The organism is uncultured Fibrobacter sp. (assembly GCF_947305105.1).
Classification (GTDB): domain Bacteria; phylum Fibrobacterota; class Fibrobacteria; order Fibrobacterales; family Fibrobacteraceae; genus Fibrobacter.
Map to the genome: position 1 here is coordinate 1 of NZ_CAMZCS010000047.1, position 19,359 is coordinate 19,359.

Annotated in this window: 22 protein-coding genes; 9 read left to right on the forward strand and 13 right to left on the reverse strand. The window is 49.3% G+C overall.

The annotated features are described in order from the left end of the window. The 5 genes from Q0Y46_RS13885 to Q0Y46_RS13900 form a co-directional block, all read left to right on the forward strand. Positions 1-143: L,D-transpeptidase (locus tag Q0Y46_RS13885; protein WP_297948290.1), on the forward strand; the 143-nt coding region annotated here is incomplete at its 5' end. Between the two features lie 99 nt (positions 144-242). After that, complete coding sequence (locus Q0Y46_RS13890; protein ID WP_297948248.1) at positions 243-509, forward strand: type II toxin-antitoxin system Phd/YefM family antitoxin; 267 nt, start codon at positions 243-245, stop codon at positions 507-509. Next, positions 506-820 carry a type II toxin-antitoxin system RelE/ParE family toxin gene (locus Q0Y46_RS14970; RefSeq protein ID WP_366522541.1) on the forward strand — a complete coding sequence of 105 codons (315 nt, stop codon included), beginning with the start codon at positions 506-508 and terminating at the stop codon, positions 818-820. The genes Q0Y46_RS13890 and Q0Y46_RS14970 overlap by 4 nt, the downstream gene beginning before the upstream one ends. A gap of 74 nt (positions 821-894) precedes the next feature. Next, positions 895-1,335: a L,D-transpeptidase family protein gene (locus Q0Y46_RS13895; RefSeq protein WP_297948251.1), complete on the forward strand. Its 441-nt coding sequence runs from the start codon at positions 895-897 to the stop codon at positions 1,333-1,335. A 213-nt stretch (positions 1,336-1,548) separates the two neighbouring features. Then, entirely contained in the window at positions 1,549-2,298 is a 750-nt protein-coding gene (locus Q0Y46_RS13900; protein WP_297948254.1) for a hypothetical protein, read from the forward strand. Positions 2,299-2,301: 3 nt separating this feature from the next. Here the strand turns inward: Q0Y46_RS13900 and Q0Y46_RS13905 are convergent, their stop codons facing one another. The 3 genes from Q0Y46_RS13905 to Q0Y46_RS13915 all read right to left on the reverse strand — a co-directional run bounded on the left by Q0Y46_RS13905 (position 2,302) and on the right by Q0Y46_RS13915 (position 5,138). Next, positions 2,302-3,195, reverse strand: coding sequence for a hypothetical protein (locus tag Q0Y46_RS13905; RefSeq protein ID WP_297948257.1), 894 nt, complete (start codon positions 3,193-3,195; stop codon positions 2,302-2,304). A 283-nt stretch (positions 3,196-3,478) separates the two neighbouring features. Further along, a complete protein-coding gene (locus Q0Y46_RS13910) occupies positions 3,479-4,336 on the reverse strand; it encodes a hypothetical protein (protein ID WP_297948260.1) in 858 nt (285 codons plus the stop codon). 151 nt (positions 4,337-4,487) lie between these two features. Continuing rightward, entirely contained in the window at positions 4,488-5,138 is a 651-nt protein-coding gene (locus Q0Y46_RS13915) for a PH domain-containing protein (RefSeq protein WP_295680679.1), read from the reverse strand. Between the two features lie 98 nt (positions 5,139-5,236). On the opposite strand from Q0Y46_RS13915, the gene Q0Y46_RS13920 reads away from it, so the two are divergent. The 3 genes from Q0Y46_RS13920 to Q0Y46_RS13930 all read left to right on the forward strand — a co-directional run bounded on the left by Q0Y46_RS13920 (position 5,237) and on the right by Q0Y46_RS13930 (position 6,625). Beyond that, on the forward strand, positions 5,237-5,497 hold the full coding sequence (locus Q0Y46_RS13920) for a hypothetical protein (RefSeq protein ID WP_295680682.1): 261 nt from the start codon (positions 5,237-5,239) through the stop codon (positions 5,495-5,497). Next, on the forward strand, positions 5,494-5,745 hold the full coding sequence (locus Q0Y46_RS13925) for a hypothetical protein (RefSeq protein ID WP_297948264.1): 252 nt from the start codon (positions 5,494-5,496) through the stop codon (positions 5,743-5,745). The genes Q0Y46_RS13920 and Q0Y46_RS13925 overlap by 4 nt, the downstream gene beginning before the upstream one ends. A gap of 115 nt (positions 5,746-5,860) precedes the next feature. Beyond that, on the forward strand, positions 5,861-6,625 hold the full coding sequence (locus Q0Y46_RS13930; RefSeq protein ID WP_297948267.1) for a hypothetical protein: 765 nt from the start codon (positions 5,861-5,863) through the stop codon (positions 6,623-6,625). Between the two features lie 44 nt (positions 6,626-6,669). On the opposite strand, the gene Q0Y46_RS13935 is transcribed toward Q0Y46_RS13930, so the two are convergent. The 4 genes from Q0Y46_RS13935 to Q0Y46_RS13950 form a co-directional block, all read right to left on the reverse strand. Continuing rightward, complete coding sequence (locus Q0Y46_RS13935; protein ID WP_297948270.1) at positions 6,670-8,667, reverse strand: hypothetical protein; 1,998 nt, start codon at positions 8,665-8,667, stop codon at positions 6,670-6,672. Position 8,668: 1 nt separating this feature from the next. Next, the gene (locus Q0Y46_RS13940) at positions 8,669-9,502 is read right to left on the reverse strand and encodes a TIGR02147 family protein (protein ID WP_297948272.1); all 834 of its coding nucleotides are present in this window, start codon (positions 9,500-9,502) and stop codon (positions 8,669-8,671) included. 184 nt (positions 9,503-9,686) lie between these two features. Next, positions 9,687-10,805, reverse strand: a complete 1,119-nt coding sequence (locus tag Q0Y46_RS13945) for an aminopeptidase (protein WP_295680697.1) — start codon at positions 10,803-10,805, stop codon at positions 9,687-9,689. A 92-nt stretch (positions 10,806-10,897) separates the two neighbouring features. Beyond that, positions 10,898-11,854, reverse strand: a complete 957-nt coding sequence (locus tag Q0Y46_RS13950) for an AgmX/PglI C-terminal domain-containing protein (RefSeq protein WP_297948275.1) — start codon at positions 11,852-11,854, stop codon at positions 10,898-10,900. A gap of 460 nt (positions 11,855-12,314) precedes the next feature. Here Q0Y46_RS13950 and alr point away from each other — a divergent pair, with 460 nt between their 5' ends. Further along, entirely contained in the window at positions 12,315-13,538 is a 1,224-nt protein-coding gene (gene alr, locus Q0Y46_RS13955) for an alanine racemase (protein WP_297948277.1), read from the forward strand. A 52-nt stretch (positions 13,539-13,590) separates the two neighbouring features. Here the strand turns inward: alr and Q0Y46_RS13960 are convergent, their stop codons facing one another. From Q0Y46_RS13960 to Q0Y46_RS13985, 6 genes are read right to left on the reverse strand one after another with little or no spacing between them, the layout of a single operon-like run. Continuing rightward, positions 13,591-14,250 carry a hypothetical protein gene (locus tag Q0Y46_RS13960; protein WP_297948280.1) on the reverse strand — a complete coding sequence of 220 codons (660 nt, stop codon included), beginning with the start codon at positions 14,248-14,250 and terminating at the stop codon, positions 13,591-13,593. An 8-nt stretch (positions 14,251-14,258) separates the two neighbouring features. Continuing rightward, on the reverse strand, positions 14,259-14,897 hold the full coding sequence (locus Q0Y46_RS13965; protein ID WP_295680709.1) for an OmpA family protein: 639 nt from the start codon (positions 14,895-14,897) through the stop codon (positions 14,259-14,261). A 2-nt stretch (positions 14,898-14,899) separates the two neighbouring features. Continuing rightward, positions 14,900-16,669, reverse strand: coding sequence for a fimbrial protein (locus Q0Y46_RS13970; RefSeq protein ID WP_297948283.1), 1,770 nt, complete (start codon positions 16,667-16,669; stop codon positions 14,900-14,902). 8 nt (positions 16,670-16,677) lie between these two features. Further along, a complete protein-coding gene (locus Q0Y46_RS13975; protein WP_295680714.1) occupies positions 16,678-17,598 on the reverse strand; it encodes a hypothetical protein in 921 nt (306 codons plus the stop codon). A gap of 11 nt (positions 17,599-17,609) precedes the next feature. Continuing rightward, on the reverse strand, positions 17,610-18,323 hold the full coding sequence (locus Q0Y46_RS13980; RefSeq protein ID WP_297948287.1) for a right-handed parallel beta-helix repeat-containing protein: 714 nt from the start codon (positions 18,321-18,323) through the stop codon (positions 17,610-17,612). Beyond that, positions 18,323-19,153 carry a hypothetical protein gene (locus tag Q0Y46_RS13985; protein WP_295680721.1) on the reverse strand — a complete coding sequence of 277 codons (831 nt, stop codon included), beginning with the start codon at positions 19,151-19,153 and terminating at the stop codon, positions 18,323-18,325. The genes Q0Y46_RS13980 and Q0Y46_RS13985 overlap by 1 nt, the downstream gene beginning before the upstream one ends. Positions 19,154-19,359: the final 206 nt, after the last annotated feature.

A 19,359-nucleotide genomic window follows, 5' to 3' on the forward strand; every position in this document is an offset into this window, starting at 1 on the left:
CGAACAAGGTTCCGGCATTCCTCTTTAAATTCTGGCACAAGTGGAAAGACTGGACAGCCGGCTGCATCGCCGTCACGAACGACGAAATCGAGGAAATCTACGACGTTGTCAAGGATGGAACCCCGATAACCATCAAGCCATAAAATATCGGCTTTTAGGGCGGAGCCCTAGGCGAGGGGAAGGCTTTCCCCTCCCCTTTCGCGCAAAATTTTATATATTATGCTTATACCGGTGAGGTTTATATGAATGCCATAAGACCCGTTTCAGACTTGCAAGATTGTCTCGAAGACATTTCCAAGACCGTCCACGAATCTGGACAGCCTGTGTTCTTGACTAAAGACGGCTATGGCGACATGGTTCTTATGAGCATGGAAGCGTTCGCTCATTTTCAAATTGAAAATGAAATCTACGCCAAGTTACATGAGGCCGAACTGCAGGCACAGGAATCCACCAAAAGATATTCTTCTGAAGAAATCCTAAAAGAAATCGGACAACTTACCGCTGTATGAACTACAGAGTAGAATATCTACCCTTAGCCCTGTCCGATTTGAAGAGTGCGACCGCACACATTTCTAACGAACTCGGGATGCCCAAAGCCGCAACAGAGCTTATCGAGCGCATCGTTGGCGACATTGACTCATTAGCCGATTTCCCATATTCACAGCCAGCCTACACTCCCATAAAGCCCCTAAAACACGACTTCAGAAGGATGGTCGTACAGAACTATTCCGTATTCTATTGGGTTGACGAAAACTCCAAAACAATAACAGTTGCTCGAATTCTGTACAACCGAAGAAACATCATTTCATTAATTCGATAACGGCATCTACACAAAAACAATAGAGGTCTCTCGGGATTACTCCAAGTTTTAGGGCGGATAGGATTCACAAAGTCATGTTCTCCTCACCTATCGACAACATTCTCGTAGAAAAGGCGAAACGCCAAATGCACTTGCGCAACGGCGAGAATGTCGTCAAGACGTACAGGATTTCGCTTGGCAAGAATCCCGTGGGTGCGAAGGTCAAGTCCGGTGACAACAAGACGCCCGAAGGTGAGTACACCATCGAACTTCACAACCCCAAAAGCGTCTTTCACTTATCGCTGAAGGTTTCGTACCCGAATGCGGAGCAAATCAAGGCCGCGAAAGAAGGCAACTACGAGCCCGGTAGCGATATCATGATCCACGGCTACCCGAACAAGGTTCCTGCATTCCTCTTTAAATTCTGGCACAAGAGGAAAGACTGGACAGCCGGCTGCATCGCCGTCACGAACGACGAAATCGAGGAAATCTACGACGTTGTCAAAGACGGAACACCGATAACCATCAAGCCTTAGAATGTTGAGCGCCAAAGAGATTAATTTTAAAAACAAGCAATATGGTTCTCGAGCGTTCATTTAACATTTTGTATATTACAAAATGTTAAACGAGACGTTTATGGGAACCCCTTCTGTTTATGAAGTTTTTTCTGAACTTCCCTAAGTTTCTTTCGGATTTCTTGATTTTTTTCAAAAAAAAGCTAAATTGCGGGCCAAACGGAGATGTTCTTGATGAAAAAGGTTTGGTCTTTTCTGTCGCTATTGTCCCTCACACTTGTCGCTTGCACGGGTTCGGGTTCCACGACACCGTCTTCTGAAATCGACGTGGACCGGTTCATTGTTACGGACATGATGGCCTATGAATTCACCGACTCATCTCTGATTCAGATTCAGGGCCAGTGCGAGGAAGAACATGGCGAACTTGTCTGGTCAATAAACGGGAAGCAATATCAATCCCCAGCTTCGCTGAACAAATCGACTGATTCCCTTAGGATCGTCTTTTCAGACGGAATTGCTCGTTACGCCTACATGGGAGACACCTTCCCTATAGGAATGTTCCTATCAACTGAAAACGACAGGAATATGGGCATCATATTTGATGAACATAGAACGATAGTGTACGTAATCTTCTACAAGAACGAATGCTTGATAGACGACATAAATTTGACGATAAACCCCGAAGATAAGCGTATCGATTGCAACACAATATTGAAGGCCGACGGCACCCACGTAAAAGTGTTGCCCCCGAAAGGAAACATTTTTAAGTACGAGTATTCGGCCGGCAAAACCACTTGCACTGTAGAAATGAGGATGCTATTCCCCTATTCCGAAGCGGACTGCAAAGACGCCTATAATGAGTTCCAGAAAGACACCTCGAAATCCAAGTCTTTCGAGTTCGAGAAATACAAGACAAAGACAACAATTGATTCAAGCTGTTTCAAGGACCTGGCAGTCGAACTTGCAGCCACGCAGCAGCATTAACTTTTAAAGTTTGTCTTTCAATTTATCTTTCAATATTTCCAGCATATTCGCTACAACGATTCCAGCATTGTACGATCCTATTGCATTCTGATTTCCCCACGTGTTATCGACATCATGTTTAAATTGATTATATCGGTCGACGATAGGAGATACGAAAAGGACCGGTATTTGCCCAGCCGCCATCTTTACAACGGCATGCGTCGTTTCAAGGCAAACAGGTTCACCCTCCGAAGAATAATTATTTTTAAATTCATTATAGGTTTCTGGATCGGCTTTTTCATAACATGAATAGTCCATCACATTAATTATTCCAAGGCTAACATACTCCGTATTGGCAAAGATGGTCAACTTGTTGGCTGGATGATGGCGAACGGCCTCCATCCCATCGGCAATGTTCTTTGATTTCTTATTGACAATGTCAAAGAAATTAGCGCATATTGAAGAATTTTGAACGCACCAACCTTCAGGGACATATAGGTGACTTTGTGTAGCCGAGTCCAACTTTCGACAATCCTTGGCAAAAAACTTCGTTCCCATGAAAATACAACCGTTAAAACTGCGTTTGCGGTCCTCTTTGCAAGGAGTTGACTCGCTGGTGCTCACGCTGATGATGTAATCTGGACTTTCTTCATCTATAAGATTCATGACCAGGTCTAGCTTTTTCTGTGAATTAGATGTGCTTTCGCCCGCGTCGAAAAGGTAGCTGATGCAGAATTCCCTAATTATATGTTTTCCAAGTTTATAAATGCACGATGGTCTATTTTTGCTCGGGCCGACGCTCCAATCTCTCGAAACCATCTTAAGATCAGGTATTTTGTTCAACATCATCAATTTCTCGATACCGGCCCTGTAGCCTGCATATTCGAAGTCCTTGTTGACCAAAATCATGATTTTCATAATTTCCCCTTCTTTATTATGGGTGCGATTTTTATTTTATTTATAAACTATTTCTTAATTTATTAAAAGTCAATAGAAGCGTTTGAAAATATTTTTCAACAAGTTTTATCATTTTCCAATATTGTTCAGATTCTTTCTCGTTCGCCTTTCGCGACGAAATTATGTACAACGTATGTACAACGTATAAACGTCAAGTTTTTACAACCCCGCTCAAAACGATATATTTCGTTTAGATACAAAAAAAAGCCCCCGGAGGGGGGCGAAAAAGTGAAATTTCTAGCAGTTACCAGTCTTCTTCGTATAGCTGTTCGCAGCTCTTCGCCATATCGGCGGAATCATAGAAGTAAAGCAGAACCTCATCGAATTGGCATTTCTTTGACGAAGCAGAACAGCCTGTTCCTAATGTACCATTTCCTTCACTACAGCCAATCTGGAAATCAGACACTTCACTTGACGATTGGCTGATTTCGCCACAATAGGAATGGCCAGAAGACGTAATCTTGCAGGAGTAGACATTCCCCGAGATTGTCGCGTTGCTACCGCTCTGTATTTGCGGACTGCCGTAATAGTCATCAGGGATGGAATAGTCTCCATCATAGTAGCTACCGCCATCATAAGAAGATGAGCCTCCGTTATCGCTGTAGCCATAATCGTCATCGGTGTACTCATCCAAGCAGGAATTGACTTCGGCGGCAGCCCCATAGTAGAAGGCAACGATGCCGCCACCCTGGTCGCACTTTTTTCCACCGGCGGGACAACCCGTGCCAAAGGTGGCTTTGGAGAAGCCTTCTATATTTTGCGCGTTACAAGTTTCTTTGAACTGGTCCGTGGTCTTATAGGATGTTGGCACCTCGGAACAGGACGCGGACCCGTCCCCACCGGGCAGTTCCACATAGCAAGAAACAACGCTACCGGATCCAGACCCGGAACCAGAATTTTTCCCAGAACCATTGCCCGAGCCGGAGCCATTGCCCGACCCACCGCCTGACCCATTGCCTGAACCTGGAGTATAACTGGAGCCGTTGCCGGTGCCGGATTCCGTCCCATCAGCCCCAGAAGGGGCACTGCCATCGCAGCCGTAGAATGCGAGACTAACAGCAGACGCGACCGCTATCGCTAATAATGTTTTTCTTGTTTTCATGTGTGCCCCTCTTTTGATAATAGGTTTGTAAATAAAATATAACGTTTTCTGATAAAAAGGAGTCAACAAGAAAAAAATTTTTTCAGGGGCCCTACTTTTGTGAGCCCCATCATACCCTAAACCATAAGGGACATATTTAAGGAAAAACGCCCTAGCCTTTATATTTTGATTTATATCCGTGATTTTCTGAAGGACGCAGGTCGTTGGGGTACATTACGTCGGTGTAGATGTCCTCTTGTAACTTTTTCACGAGTTTGTACACTTCGGCGTAATTGGCTATACTGTCGATGGAAATGCCCGCGTTGGTCGAAGTCCTACGTCCGTTCAGCGTCGCGGGATTTGCTTGCGCAGAAGACGTAATGATGTCGCCCACGCCAAACCATTGGTCAAAAATACCGCGGTGCAAATCCACATGAGACAGTTCCGCAAACGGTTTTGACTTATACGTCCTACCAAAAATGCCACCCGAAGCGTAGATTGCCTTGTCCGTGACAATATAGGCCGTGTTGCGATAGCGCCTAAACGAGAGCAGCGCCCCACCCAAATAAATCCAGACCGGCATCAGGTGGAGCATCATGAAGGGAACAATAAAGAGAGCAACCTTGTCCGACTGGTCCGAAGAAAACGAAGCGCCAATGAAAGCCGAATCAAACAGGCCCCACAGCAAAGCAAAAGGGAGCAGCGGATTGAAAATGCTTTCGAAGATAAAGCACTTTTTATCCGGCCTGCCGGCGTACAGAATCTTTTCGTCTTTCCCTATCAGCAGAGTCAATTCGTTGTCCATATCAAGCCTCGATTCCATGACTTAAATATAAAACTATACCGCCCAAAAATTACAAATTCGTATAAACAAGGGTTTATTCGGCAATATTCTAGCGAACAAACAGCACCCATGCCTGCATGGAATCCACGATATCAACTTCGGACTCTTTTGAAGACCACTACGTCGTTACGGACATCATGGCCTACGAATTTACCGATGCATATCTGGTTCAGACACCGGGCAAATGCGTGGAAGAAGACGGCCAACTGGTCTGGTCAAGGGACGGGCAGCAGATTCAGTCTCCAGCTTCGCTCAACAAATCGACAGATTCCCTTAGGATCGCTTTTTCGAACGGAGTTGTCCGTTTTGCCTACGAAGGCGCGACGGTTCCTACATGAAAGTGCTACCCCCGGAAGGAGCGATTTTCAAATTCGAGTTCTCGGCCGGCAATGTCACTTGCTCAGCCGAAACCAGGACGCTTTTCCCCTATTACGAACAAGACTGCAAGGACGCCTATAGCAAGTTCCAGAAAGACACATCGTCAACCAAGGTTTTCGATTTCAAAGAATACAGAACAAAGACAACAATTGATTCAAGCTGTTTCAAGGACCTCGCAGTCGAACTTGCAGCCCCGCAGCAGCATTAGCCCCTATCGATTACACGTTTTTGCCCATTATTTCTGATTTCCCCTAGCCTCTGGTGCTTGCGCGCCAGCGCAAATAAAGGAATATTCAGAAAACATAACTTATAGGGGATTTCTTATGAAACTTAAACTTCTCGCAATTGCATTTGCAGCATCTTTCGCCTTAACAGCCTGCGACAGCAGTTCGACGTCATCGGATGCGAACGAGCCCGTATCCGAAAATTCCAATCCGGGACAGGACCAGCAAACAACCGAAGTAAAAAAAGATTCCACCTCAAGCGAAAGCTCTGTCGATAAGGGCAAAACCTCCACAGACACTAAGGATAACGAAGAAACGGCTAAAACAAGCAACGGTTCCAACATCAATCTCGAAGGAATCGGAATGACACAGGAACAGTATAATCTTCTCAGGACTTTTGAAACGAAGATGGGAGATGTGGATGACACCGGGAAAAAATTTTCGGATATTTTAAACGACGGAGAATGCCAAAATGGCGACATTCAGTCGGCCGTCTACCTGGGCCAGAACGTGCAATGGACTTGCATCTATGAAGAGTGGGTCCCGACTTCGGGTTTTGACAAAGTGATTGAGGCAATCCTTCCCGAGGAGTTGGACGAAATTCTCGCAGAATCGGGTATGACCAAGGAAGATGTGCTGGCGATGCTCAATTTCCTGTCGAACTTGGATATGTCCAAGAACGATGCAGATGTTGTCGTCGAGTCCGTAGAAAGATGCGAAGGAAGCCGCATGGTTCAGGTGGAAAAATTGGTCAAAAAGAATGTGACGGACGAATCTCGCACTTTAGTCTATAAAGAGATGGTCGGCAAATGCAAGGACTATCGCGATGGAAAAATCACATACGAAGAACTGATGATGGACTAGACATAAAAAAAGCCTCGAAAGAGGCTTTTTTTTATGTTCTTTTTTTATTCATGGTTTGTACTTATGCCCATGAAGGCAACTTCAATGGGGTCCCATCCATCTTCCGGCCGTATCTGGAAAACCATCTTGACGGCTTTTTGAGCAGCTTCTTCACCTGTGATGGTATATTTAAAGTTTTCCCGATCTTTCCCCCATCCTTCCTGTTTGAAATCGCTCCAAGCAAAGCACCTTTTGGTATATAGATCTATAAAGTCTAACGCCGGTGTTAGTTTCACAACGGGCAAATCGTACCCCAAATCCCGATTGACGGAATCGCCAAGATCAATTGCCAATTTTATGTCAGACGTGACCAGATAAGCAACGCAGATTCCATCCCAGTTACTGATATCTGCCGATTGAGCAACACCATTTGAATCAAAACCGGCTACGTAGAAACCAATATTTGCATAAGAATCGATATCCGGTTGCCCGCCGTTAAATTGAATGTATGCATAAAGCTCACTATTATAGTCTCGCGTCGCAGCTATGCTCCATACAGAATCAGAGATTGCTCCCCAATTAACTAGAGTGTTTCCTCCAATCGCAGAATCCGACTCATAGAACCATTCTCCTCCCCTTACGAGATTTTCGGGCCATGTCGAATCCGCATAAAGATTCGTCTTGACAAAATCATCTCTTCCATAGTTCCAAAGTTCACCGTAATCCATATAAAGTTCGTAAGCGCTGTCTACAGGAGAAACGTCAGGAATCAACGCATCTTTCACGAAATCAATCATTTCCTGCACTTTCTGAGGAGCTACTTCTTCTGCAATTTCGTCATATCTGTTTTTTACATCCGAATATTGCTGCGAAAAGCGAAGAGAGCCATCTGAGCAACGCAGAATCTTGGGCTCAGGATTGTCACAGGGTTGAAGAGTTTGCTCTCTACCTTTATCATTTAAAATTTCCATCCATCTAAACAGGTCGAGTTCATACAGAATTTCTTTTTTAAATGATTCACTCACAGAATCAGCCAATATTTTTTCAACTTCTTCCAACCCCCTTTGATATCCCAGTTCTTTACCAGTCCTTACCGCCAAGGAATCGGAATAATTACACAAACAGAAATCTTCTATCCTTTCGGGAGAATCACAATCATCACCAACCACGGGGAGTTTTTCCTCATTCGCTTTTTTTCGATCTCTTCCTGTATATCTCCCCAACCGAACTATATTGAACATTACAGTCGCATCGTCCGCTACATCATACCTGAATCGAATGCCCTCCAGGTGCTTAAGAGCTTGTTCGAGGCTAATGGGAGGATAACCGGGATAATCGGAAAAAGGATCATGGCTCACTACCTTAAAGTCGCTCCAAGCAAAGCACTGTTCTAGATATCGATCATCTTCAGGTCTATCTTCATGCATAAAATCATAATCCAATTCTACACCATAAGAGCCATTGGTAAACAAACCATTTATCGTATCGCCAAAATCAAGTGTCATCTTGATTAGCCCGTTTGTCGCATAACCTACGCACAACCCTTTTAAATCGCTTGCATCAACAGCATCAAATTCGCCAGAAGAATTTTTTCCAGCCATGCTGAACTCAATTTCCACAAAAGGAAAACCCCATGGATAATAAGCCGTATCTACGTCCACCACAATATGACCACAAACACTTCCTCCGCAGGAGCTAATCACATTACTCAACGAAAGAGAATCATAGGCTTCGCTTACTTCCGCCGGCCATTGAATAGATGGATGAAATTTCTCAGTAGGGTCAATCCTCCAAAACCATATACCCGACGTATTCGTACCGTTGTCAAATCCGGTATGGACACGATTTCCCGACTCCGGATTCCACATTTCCGCACTCCAGTCGCAATCGACGGACGCATCCGCCATTTGCGAAGTTCTGCACAATCTCGGCCGTCCTTCAAGGATCGAGCCATTATTTATCAATGTGTTCGGATCTTCGGATGTGCCTCCGACATTCTGCGCATCTTCCGAACAGGCCAACAGAGCAAATGCGCTCAAAGCCATATACATAAACTTTTTCATATTAAGCCTCCTCTTTTCCCTTAACATCCCTACTAAGGGGGAACAATTGTAAATTCAACCTGTAAACCTGCGAAAGTTCCGAATATTCCGAACAAATCGCAATAATCCTCTTGCGGCAGGCAGTCAGTTCCTGCACAACCCGTTCGTAGCATTCGCGGTTTACGCCTATCGTAAGGCCGGTGACGTTGCGTTCCTCGGCCGTAAACTTGTCCAGGGAGTCGATGGCGAGCCTCCCCATCTCCCGGTGCATCGCACGAATGGCAATCGGGAGCCCTTCCTTGGAACCCGCAACATCCTTTTCCGTCTGCTCGTAGGTGTTCGGTTGCGTCTGGCGGAGGAAACCTGCCCGCTCCAGGAACTGGAGCGACTTGCGAACCTCCAACGCCGAAACATCTTGACAGCAGACATCGGCAATTTCGCCGGGCATGGCGCCGGGCATCATCGGGGCGAGTTCGCGAATCGCTTGATTTTTCCAGGTAGAATAATATTCGAACGCATCCTTGTCAATGATGCGCACCTTGTGGTCTCGCGCCATGGCCTGCATTTCCTGGAGGAACTCCATCTTGATCGAGTCCTTCTTGGCGTTGCCGAACTTCACCATGGTCTCGAAATAGGTCACCTCGTAGCCGGTAAGCCCCATGGCCTTGGCCACGCGCCCCATGGTCACCTTGCTCAGACTGCTCTTGCCTTCGCACACAAGTTTCAGGTACGAAGGCGAAGCGAATCCGGCAATCTTCGCAAACTCCCGCCACGAGAAGGCGGAAGTCCGCTTACGCTCTTCGTAGTAGTCGCTCATGAAGGCGCGATAATCTTGATATTCGATAATCGGTTTCATGTCAATGAATATACCTTCAAAAAAACAGCTTGTCAATAGTAAATAGAACAAAAGTTTGATTTTTCAAAAGAAAATTGCATTTTTTATAAAAATAAAAACGATTTTTCGTCTAAATGATACAATTCGTTTCATATACAAAAAAGCCCCCGGAAAGGGGGCCGATGGCATAGTATCTAAAGAAAAACTACAACCCCAATTGGTCGGGGTTCAGGCACTTGAGTTCGTCGACCACGAACAGGCCGTCTTTACGGATAAGCTTGTCGTCGAACCAGATTTCACCGCCGCCGTATTCCGGGCGCATGATGAGAACGAGGTCCCAGTGGATGGCGCTCTGGTTGCCATTGTAGGCGTCTTCGTAGCACATTCCCGGTGTAAAGTGGATGCTGCCGGCGATTTTTTCGTCGAAGAGGATGTCGCACATCGGCGCGTTCACGAAGGGGTTGAAACCGATGGCAAACTCGCCCACGCGGCGGGCGCCCTCGTCCGTATCGAATATGGCGTTGAGTTGCGCGTTGTCGCCCGAGTCGCAAGTGGCTTCCACGATCTTGCCTTCCTTGAACACCAAGCGGACGCCGCTGAAATGCTTGCCTTCGTAAAGCGTCGGCGTATTGTAGTGAATCACGCCATTGATGCTCCCGTTCACCGGGGCCGTGTAGACTTCGCCGTCGGGGATGTTCATGTTGCCGCAGCAGGGCACGGCGGGGATTCCCTTGATGCTGAACGTGATGTCGGTGTCATTTGCCACAAGGCGCACCTTGTCGGTCTTGTTCATCAAGTCAATCAGGTTCTGTGCGGCACGGCCCATTTTCGGGTAATCGGCCAGGCATGCCTTGAAATAGAAGTCCTCGAAGGCTTCGGTGCTCATCTTGGCGCCCTGGGCCATGGACGGATTGGGCCAGCGCAACACGCACCATTTCGTCTTGTTCACGCGGTAATCAAGCGTCTCTTTGGTAATCTTGCGGTACATGAGCATTTTCTCGTCGCTCACGTCGCAGTTTTCCATGGCATTGTCCGCGCCACGGATTGCGATATAGGCCTGCATGCGCTTCATCTCGGCAAGGGCTAAATCTGCAGAAAGCTTCATCTGGGCTTCGCTTGCAGAAAGGAGAACTTGGCGACGGACACGGCTGTTGTAGTTATGGACAAAGGCGTTGCCTCCCGCTTTTTCAACAGCCTTGACCAGTTCCGTGGACAGTTCGTCCGGGGTGTCGGTTGTTTCGATGAGGATATTTTCTCCGGCCTGGAGGCGGACAGCGTCGTTGATTAAATTCGTAGCAAGTTGTGTAATGCGTGGATCGGTCATAAATTCTATACCTTTTGAATGCAGAAAGCCAGCGGCAGGATGCCGCCAGCTTAAATTTACAAATCTATCCGCCCAAGTTCCACTCCAATTGGTTACTCCGAGAAGGTAAACGGGATTGTTACGGTGGTATTGCCCGACTTGACCTTGCTGAATGTCCACCGACCGACGGCATTCTTGATGTCGGCGTCGAATTCGGCGTAACCCGTCGTAGAGGAGGCCACCGCGATGCTGACGACTTCCCCGCCCGGGGCAATCGTGAACTTCAGCGTGACCTTGCCCTGGAAGCCGGGCTTTTTCTTGAGGAACTTGTTGTAGATATGACGCAGTCCCGGAGTACGCTGGCGGACCACCTTCATGATATCAGAAGCAGAACGCGAGGAATTGCCCTGACCCACGTCGATATCCCGCTCGGAAGGCGGTTTCAGTTTGCCGATGGACTTGGTAGAGATGGCCCCGGCAGATCCGCCGATCAGGCTCCCCAACGCATCACCGATTCCTCCGCTCCCGCCCGAAGCAACACCTTCGTTGAACCCGGCATCCAGTTTACCATGACGGGTCGATGCGATTTGCGTCTTCCCGGTCACCTGCAAACCGTTCACGTTCTTGAGGATCTTGTCGATATCCTTCGCAAATTTCTGGTTCGTCAAGTTGTAGACTTCGGCATTCGCGTTCTGTGTCCGCGCCGCAAGCATCTTGAGAATCCCCCGCTGCTCGGGAGAGCGAGGATCCCCACGGCCCGCGCGCTTGCCTCCGCCGCCTTGCCTCTTGCGTTTGTTTTCATTTTTTACGATTTTCTTTTCTTGTTTTTCCTGCTTTTTTTCCTCCTTTTTTTCGATGATGTTCATGGTTGTCGCAATCTCCACAGATGCCGTCTTTTCGAAGACAATCTCGTCGATTACGCGTTCATACGTAGTCGCCCAGAAACCTACCGAAAGTGCGGCAATGATGGACGTACCGGCAATGCGCCACATCCTCTTGTCGGAATCCGGCATCAGGGACTCGATGAACTTTTCTGTTGCTTGTTTTTGTTTTTTGGTTTGCGGTTTCATGATTTTATCCTCCGTTTTATTGGATTTTTATTTTAAAGAAAAAGGGAATCAACTACCCCGTTGGCGGGGCATACTTCGGGAACGCGATGTCGAGGGGACGAAAACGGCTAAGTCAAAGGAATTATGTTATTTGTACTTCCGTTCAATATTCGTTCCTTTGTTCGAACAAAGAACGATTTATTTCTCTCTTTGATTTTAAACTATACAGAAAAAAATTTTCCGTTTCACGCAAGCAAGTAAACAAATATTCATAGATGCAATTGTAAACTTGAACAACTTAGCGGGATGCGCGTAGATGCTGGGTTCGGGAGCGATTTTATATTCTCGCGAGCTTTCCGGTTTTTACAAAAAATTATATCAACCGGTTCTATTCCAATCTAGAAGTTTCCAAGTTAAACGCATTCTTTTTTTACATGGCCTTGTGGCCGGTTTTTGTAGAGTTTCCTATATTTTTCTTATCATGAAACTTTTACCCACCCCACCCGACTTAAACAAGATTGCGCGCCCGAACTGGATAGAAATCAACTTGGACGCCCTGTGCAACAATATCCAATTTATCCGGAGCCAGATCCCTGCCAATACGAAAATCCTGATTCCCGTGAAGGCTGACGCCTACGGGCACGGGAGCCTGGCCTGCTCGTTTGCCGCCAAGTTCGGTGGTGCCGACTACCTCGGCGTGGCCCACATCAACGAGGGCATGCTCCTGCGCCAGTACGGCATGGACCTCCCTATCCTGGTGCTCGGCCCCTGCACTCCCGCAGACTTCGCCTATTTTGTAGAATTCCAACTGACTGCCGCCATTACGGACCTCCGCACGGCACAGCTATTCGACCAGTTCCTCGCCGAGACGGGGACAACATGCCTCGCCCACCTCGCCATCGACACCGGCATGAACCGCTACGGCTTCGACGCCGAGGACTTCGACAGCATCCGCACGGCACTTCACCTCAAGCATATTGAATTTGAGGGCATGTTCACGCACCTCGCCACGGCCGACATGCCGGGCAACCCGAAAACGGACGTTCAGATCCAGCGTTTCAGCCGCTTGGTCGATGTTCTGGAAGCCGAAGGAATCCGCCCGCCTGTTTGCCACTGCAGCAGCTCGGCAGGCACGCTCACGCACCCCGAAAGCCATTTCGACATGGTCCGCCCCGGCCTCACACTTTACGGCTACAACTGCATGGGTCCAGTACCTTCCCCCTACCCCATCCGCCCTGTCATGAAAATCAAGAGCACCATCCGGCACATCCACATCGTGAAGCCGGGAGAAACGGTCAGCTACGGCGGCTACTGGATGGCACAGCAGCCGACCCGAATCGCGACAATAGCCATCGGTTACGGCGACGGCTACTTGCGCGGGGAATACAACAAGGGATTCGTGATGATTCGCGGGCAGATTTGCCCGATTCTCGGCCGCGTGTGCATGGACGCGACGATGGTCGACGTGAGCCACATCCCCGACGTGCAAGTCGGCGAGACGGTCGATGTCGTGAACGGCGAACTCGATTTCCACATATCCATGGAAAGTGTAGCGGACGACCACCACACTATTCCGTACGAACTCACTAGCCGCGTCGCAAGACGCCTATACCGTAAATACTTCTGGAAGAACCGCCTTGTCCGCTGGGATTACCTCAAGCAGGAGTTCGGCGTCCAGGATTACAGGGAATACCCGTTAAGGTAAACCTTAAACGGAATTGTTTTCTTTATACAGCGGGCCGAAAGGTCCGTTGTTTTTATTTCTTTTCTTGGGGAACTAACCGTTCTACAATCCGGAAAAGGTCATTGTAGATTTCAAGGAAGTCCTCAACCCAAATCGGGTCGCGTTCACCGACGATATGGAACGTTTCTTCGAGCGTATGGCGCGCGTTGTAAGGGCCAATCTGTGTACCGGGAGGCAAAGTCAAAGTACCGCCCTGATAAACGGAGGCCGCAGCAAGGCGAGCACGATAGCTACGGCGCAAGCGCGCAATGAGCGAAGCACGTAACGAAAGCAGTTCTTCGTGAGCCTTGAGGAACTTGCCTTCGCCAATCCAGCCTTCCACCACGTCGAGGCGGCGCAAGATGGAATCGCGTTCTGTCGACGGGACAAGCAAACGCTTGGCCGAAAGAGTCTTCTTTATCTGTGACGAAATACCCGCAAGCAAATCCTTGTTCCAGAATTCCATGGGGTGCAATTCGGCAGCACTGCGTTCTTCGGGCTTAGGGGTATGTTGCACAACCCAGCGGTCAATCTTTGCCGCTACGAGTTTGGCTTCGGGTTCACGATCGACGGCCAGGTATTCCTGGGCCCTGTTCAGCAGGTATTCTGCATAGACCATGCGCCAGTGCGGGACCTTACCCGTCTTGCGGATAGCGTCGACTCGTTGCCGGAGATTTGCAACCATCTCGTCCATCGGTAAGCCTACTCCTTGCTCCCCGTCTTGGTCAACGGCGTCACGCCGATTTCCACGCGACGGTTCAAACGGCGGTGTTCTTCGCTGTCATTGGGATACTTGGGCTGATGTTCACCGAACCCGGCCGCAAAGAGGCGGTCAGGTGGGAAACCCTGCGCAACAAGAGCCTTAACCACATTCACGGCGCGTTCCGAAGAAAGATGCCAGTTGGTGTACGTGGAGGACTTCACCGGAGTATCGTCAGTAAATCCGCTTACCATGATGACATCGCCAGTATCTAGCGCATCTAGCAAGCCCTTGCTAATCCCCTGAATCACGCTAACGCCTTCGGGAGTGAGGTTCGCGCCGTTCAGCGGGAAAAGGAAACTCGCCTGAATTTGAATCTTGCCATCTTCGAGGGCGATAAGGCCTGCCTCGATAGAGGTCTGCAAACTCTTGGACAGGAGGGCATTGCGCTCGGCGGCAATCTTGCGCATCTGTTCCTGACAGCTGAGGACTTCTTCTTCGGTACGTGTAAGGTCTTCGGCTTTTTGCTCCTTGAGGGTGGCCATTGCCACGAACGCAAGGATGAACAAAGATACCAGGGCAACGCCCAAGTCTGTATAGGCCATCCACGGATTACGGTTGTCGTCTTGCTTGAACCGCATATTTATTCCTCGGCCTTAGGCTGCTGGGCTACAGACGGAGCAGGAGATACAGAGAAACGTTGCATCTGCTCCATGACTTCGAGGAGGATTTCCTGAGTCTTGACCGCATTTTCCATGAGGACTTCGCTTGCGCGCTCGTGGAAGGCTTCCAGCGTCTGGTTGAGGTGTTCAACAAAGTTGTCCTCGTCGTCGCGTTCAGCCGTATCGCCGTTCAGCTTTTCGATAATCGATTCGAGGCCAGTGCGTAGCATTTCGAGGTTCGCGCTCAGTTCGGACTGGTTCACTCGCATGAGTTCTGCCGTCTCGACGATGTTGCCACCCAGAGCGTCGGTCGCTTCCTTCTCCTTGACCACGCGGTTGTCGATGCTTTCGGTAAGAGCCTTCTGGGCTTCGAGCAGCACAGCAGAGGTTTCGGAAAGTTTCTGGAATGCACCCAAAATGTCCGTAGAAAGCGCGGAAATCTTTTCGGAAACAGACTGGCTGAGTTCGGCAGAACCCGCCTGTGCCTTCTCGGCAACTTGCAGGGCAACGTTCTTGAGCGTTTCGAGGCTTTCCTTCTGGTATTCCGTGTTGGAGTCGGTCTTGGCAGAAAGCGCATCCATGAAGGACTTCCACTGTTCGCCAGACTGCTTGACCTGTTCCGTGACGGATTCGGCAATATTCTTGCTTGCCGCGGCCGTGACATTTTCGAGACCGGCCTTGACTTCGTCGCCGATACCGGCGAGGCCCGTCTGCAGCGAGCCGGAAAGTCCGCTCAGCTTTTCATCCAGCTTGCCCGGAATAGAATCGACCGATTCGGCCAAGGACTTCACGCTCTTTTCCATCGGAGCAAAAGAAGATGCCACAGAATCGCCAAGATTCTTGCCCAAGCCATCCATCATGGAATTTAGCCCGGACACCGCCTTCGACATGTCAGAAGATAGTTTTTCGACGGACTGGCCCACATTTGTAGAAATTTTCTCGACCGAAGTATTTATGTTGCTTGAAATGCTTTCTGTTGCAGCAGCGAGTTCCGTCCCGACCTTATTGACAATACCGGAAAGGCTTTCCTGCACAGAGTTCACGACATCGTTCAGGTTCTTCGTCACCACTTGGAAAAGGCGTTCGATTTCGCTCTTATTTTCTTCGCCGGCTTCGGCCACCGAGCCCTGCATGTCGAGCGTCATGGAATCAAGGCGGCTCATGAAGGCATCGCGGTTAGCAATCAACACGCTGCGCGTCGCATTCAAAATCAACGCTGCGAACAAACCACAAAGGCTAGTACCAAAGATACCCTTCATCCCCTGGAACAAAAGCTGGATGGTATCAAGCGTGGCCTGCGTCGTGGAATTGTCGATAGCACCACCAGCCGTCGCGACCGAATACATGAGGCCAAAGAACGTACCCATAAGGCCAAGGAGAATCACGGAACCGCTCGCACTGCGCGGGATAGAGATGGACGAACCCGTCGAGAGCACTTCGAAAGCCACCGGGGAATCCAGGCGGACATTCTTGCTCAACAGGCGTTCGGCCAAGCGGATTCGCGCAGCGACCACCCCATCACCACTGGCCGAATATATACGGCGGCGTTCGCACTCGTCGATGATTTCGCTCTCGGAAGACATCTGCCTGAGCTTCTTCAATGCCAATGCCTGCTCCACGATGAATACGGCGAAAATCGCGATCATGATAATCCATCCGAAAAGCGGAGCGCCGAAATAGAATGCGCCCGCCAGCAAGACAGCGAGGCCAACGACGCTAAGCAGCAAAATCGAAGTGAATGCGTTTTTCATGTTTATCCTTACGAGTTGGTTTGGGCCTGGTATGTGGCCGGTGTTTCAAACAAGTTTAACTGCCCCCGCGAGAAGCCGCGGAGGAAAAGCGCCCATTTGCTCTGGTACCATTCGATAATCTGGATGGTGAGCCCACGGGCATAATCACAAAAGTCATCGGTAAAAGCGAGGAACCCGTTTTCGTACGCGCCATGCGGGTTCCAGAATTTCCCTACGTTTCGAGCGCAACCGGCAGCCGACGCATAATAGCGCGTAGCGCTCTTGCCCATAAATGCCGCAGCAAAACGCTTTTTGGCAATGGAGTTGAGCGAACTGCGTAACGAGAGCACAAGTGCGTTCTCCTTTTCCCTGAGCGAAGTTTCCAGGCAAGGCAGGAGTTTCGAAACAGCATCTACGGCGCTTTCGCTGTGCCAGTACTTGCAAAGTTTCTCTTGCAACTGCATCACACGGCCGTGCATGCGGACAAAGAGCGGTTCGGCATCGCTCACCAGCAAGTGAATTGTCGCCGAATAGAAGGCACTGATATCCTGCTTGTTGTTCTTCACAGTGAGCGCCCAGCCCTGTTCCTCGTCGTGCGTCAAGAAATCGCCACCTTCGAGGAGGAGCCTAAGCACTTCTTCTGTCGAGAAACGCTGCATCCACTTGGCGCGGAACTCATCGTACAGCGCATTTGCATCCTGGATGATTTGCGGGAAACTCGCATCAGCCAATTTCCAGGCAGACTTGCTAAAAGAAATGAGTTCGGAAGCTCCGACCATGGATTCTGCATTGGACATCATGGCGTCCAAATGTTCGAACAACGCAATGGACCAAGTGACCATCATCGACTGCGACAATGACGCCACCATGGACGACCTGTCCGGCCGGACCGACAAGCGAACACTTGTCCCGGTCATCTTGCGTATTGCTCGACGGAATGACTCTTCCACAGTCCACTACCTCAGAAACGGGCCTCGACACGATGCCAGATATTGCGGCTCACGCGCCTACCCTTGTCGACAAGTTCCTGGGATTCGTTGCGAACATCGGCCTCCAGGTTGTTCGTGACAAGTGCCATATCGCCGTTATACTTGGCCTCGGCCTCCAGATAAAGCCCATAGACATTGTTGGATACCGTAGTATTGTTAGCTGTCACGTTGGAAGCTCGGAGCGAGAGCGCAAAGCGGTTACGCGAAAACTCACAGTCGGTGAGGTACATCTGGGAGACCTCGTCCACCCAGAGTCCGTAGTAGTTATTGACAAACTTGACCTTATCGAAAATACCATCGGTACGGAAAACTGTGTTGCGGAAGGCATTTTCCACCACGAGGTTGCGGACTTCGAACGGTTTGCTACTGGAAACGAAATGGATTCCGTTCCAGCTTTCGCTAGAATCGGCACTGCGGAACGTAATCGGCTTTTCGGGCGTCCCCTGGATGCGGACCGGGCCGCGCAGCATAATCTTCGCGTATTCGCCCATAAGGACCGTCACACCGGGTTCAACAAGGAACGTGTCCGTAGAAGAGAACATGACCCCTTGCTCCAGAATGTAAGGGCTATCCTTGGTCAAAAGGCGAACCACGCCCTTTTCGGGTTGAGGGAACGGCATCTCGCCAGCGAGCGCCGAGGCAACGAGCAGGAGTGTTACAGATAAAAACTTGTGCGGACGTAGCATCAGGGTTCACTCCTCATCTTGATTTTTTGGATGACGTGCATGTTGGGAATGGAATCCTGGGCAACAACGTCCTTCACGTTCAGGTCACCGTTAATTTCCAAGTTCGCCGAAGAAACAACTCCATGACTGACATCAAAGAGGATAGAGCCCGACCCGACGATAAATCCACGGCTTTCCATGTGCAGGTCGGATGTTGAATCGGCTTCTTCCTTGTACTTGAGGTTCATGCCGATTTTTGCGATTTTAGCGCCATCGTGGAGCATGACGTCTTCGAGAGTGAACGACTTGTACACGGTCGTCATCGAATTGGAACTTGGTATGGTCACCATGCGTTCCCAGGACTCCCCTATGGCGACAGGCTTCGACGGGAGCACCGGTTGGATTTTCAAGAAGAGTTTGACGAGGTCGATGTCGTCGTCACCAAACTTCATTTCGGCATCTTCGACAACCGGATCGCTCATGGTTCCATCCGTTGCCAGCTTAAACTGGAAATGCTGAACCGAAACGAGCTTCTCTATGTTGCGGAATTCATCAACGGAACGCTTGTCAGAGGTGTATTCCACGGAATCGACCTTCATTTCGAACCGGGCAGAACCGTCATCGTAAGGAACCAGCATGTTAAGCGTGCTGCGCACCTTGATATGGGATTGCATGGATTCCGGAGCGGCATTGGCAGAATCCTCCGGCAAGAGCACGTTCAGGGACGACTCAAGGAAAAAAGTACGCGAAGCGGCATCCTGCGTGTTAAAGGCAAGGACAACATCGTTGTTGTCGCAAGAACACAGCAAAAGGAGCGCTGCGGAAGTAGCGCAAAATTTGATAAAATTCATGTTTTGAATATAGAAATAGAGGAGAGACTAGTGGCTAGGGGCTAGAATCTAGAGGCTAGAATCTGGGGGGTATGAGGTATGAGGTCGGGGCTAAAGCCCCTCTGAGGTGTGAGGTATGAGGTCGGCACTTCGTGCCTTTGAGGTATGAGGAAAGTAGGACAAATGCGTAAGGCGAGTGCCGCGGTCAAGCTTGCTTGAACATGGCC

Excerpts from the sequence above, each read along its gene's own strand:
- Q0Y46_RS13890 (WP_297948248.1), top strand. The coding sequence starts at position 243 with ATGAATGCCATAAGACCCGTTTCAGACTTGCAAGATTGTCTCGAAGAC.
- Q0Y46_RS14970 (WP_366522541.1), top strand. The coding sequence starts at position 506 with ATGAACTACAGAGTAGAATATCTACCCTTAGCCCTGTCCGATTTGAAG.
- Q0Y46_RS13895 (WP_297948251.1), top strand. The coding sequence starts at position 895 with ATGTTCTCCTCACCTATCGACAACATTCTCGTAGAAAAGGCGAAACGC.
- Q0Y46_RS13900 (WP_297948254.1), top strand. The coding sequence starts at position 1,549 with ATGAAAAAGGTTTGGTCTTTTCTGTCGCTATTGTCCCTCACACTTGTC.
- Q0Y46_RS13905 (WP_297948257.1), bottom strand. The coding sequence starts at position 3,195 with ATGAAAATCATGATTTTGGTCAACAAGGACTTCGAATATGCAGGCTAC.
- Q0Y46_RS13910 (WP_297948260.1), bottom strand. The coding sequence starts at position 4,336 with ATGAAAACAAGAAAAACATTATTAGCGATAGCGGTCGCGTCTGCTGTT.
- Q0Y46_RS13915 (WP_295680679.1), bottom strand. The coding sequence starts at position 5,138 with ATGGAATCGAGGCTTGATATGGACAACGAATTGACTCTGCTGATAGGG.
- Q0Y46_RS13920 (WP_295680682.1), top strand. The coding sequence starts at position 5,237 with ATGGAATCCACGATATCAACTTCGGACTCTTTTGAAGACCACTACGTC.
- Q0Y46_RS13925 (WP_297948264.1), top strand. The coding sequence starts at position 5,494 with ATGAAAGTGCTACCCCCGGAAGGAGCGATTTTCAAATTCGAGTTCTCG.
- Q0Y46_RS13930 (WP_297948267.1), top strand. The coding sequence starts at position 5,861 with ATGAAACTTAAACTTCTCGCAATTGCATTTGCAGCATCTTTCGCCTTA.
- Q0Y46_RS13935 (WP_297948270.1), bottom strand. The coding sequence starts at position 8,667 with ATGAAAAAGTTTATGTATATGGCTTTGAGCGCATTTGCTCTGTTGGCC.
- Q0Y46_RS13940 (WP_297948272.1), bottom strand. The coding sequence starts at position 9,502 with ATGAAACCGATTATCGAATATCAAGATTATCGCGCCTTCATGAGCGAC.
- Q0Y46_RS13945 (WP_295680697.1), bottom strand. The coding sequence starts at position 10,805 with ATGACCGATCCACGCATTACACAACTTGCTACGAATTTAATCAACGAC.
- Q0Y46_RS13950 (WP_297948275.1), bottom strand. The coding sequence starts at position 11,854 with ATGAAACCGCAAACCAAAAAACAAAAACAAGCAACAGAAAAGTTCATC.
- alr (WP_297948277.1), top strand. The coding sequence starts at position 12,315 with ATGAAACTTTTACCCACCCCACCCGACTTAAACAAGATTGCGCGCCCG.
- Q0Y46_RS13960 (WP_297948280.1), bottom strand. The coding sequence starts at position 14,250 with ATGGACGAGATGGTTGCAAATCTCCGGCAACGAGTCGACGCTATCCGC.
- Q0Y46_RS13965 (WP_295680709.1), bottom strand. The coding sequence starts at position 14,897 with ATGCGGTTCAAGCAAGACGACAACCGTAATCCGTGGATGGCCTATACA.
- Q0Y46_RS13970 (WP_297948283.1), bottom strand. The coding sequence starts at position 16,669 with ATGAAAAACGCATTCACTTCGATTTTGCTGCTTAGCGTCGTTGGCCTC.
- Q0Y46_RS13980 (WP_297948287.1), bottom strand. The coding sequence starts at position 18,323 with ATGCTACGTCCGCACAAGTTTTTATCTGTAACACTCCTGCTCGTTGCC.
- Q0Y46_RS13985 (WP_295680721.1), bottom strand. The coding sequence starts at position 19,153 with ATGAATTTTATCAAATTTTGCGCTACTTCCGCAGCGCTCCTTTTGCTG.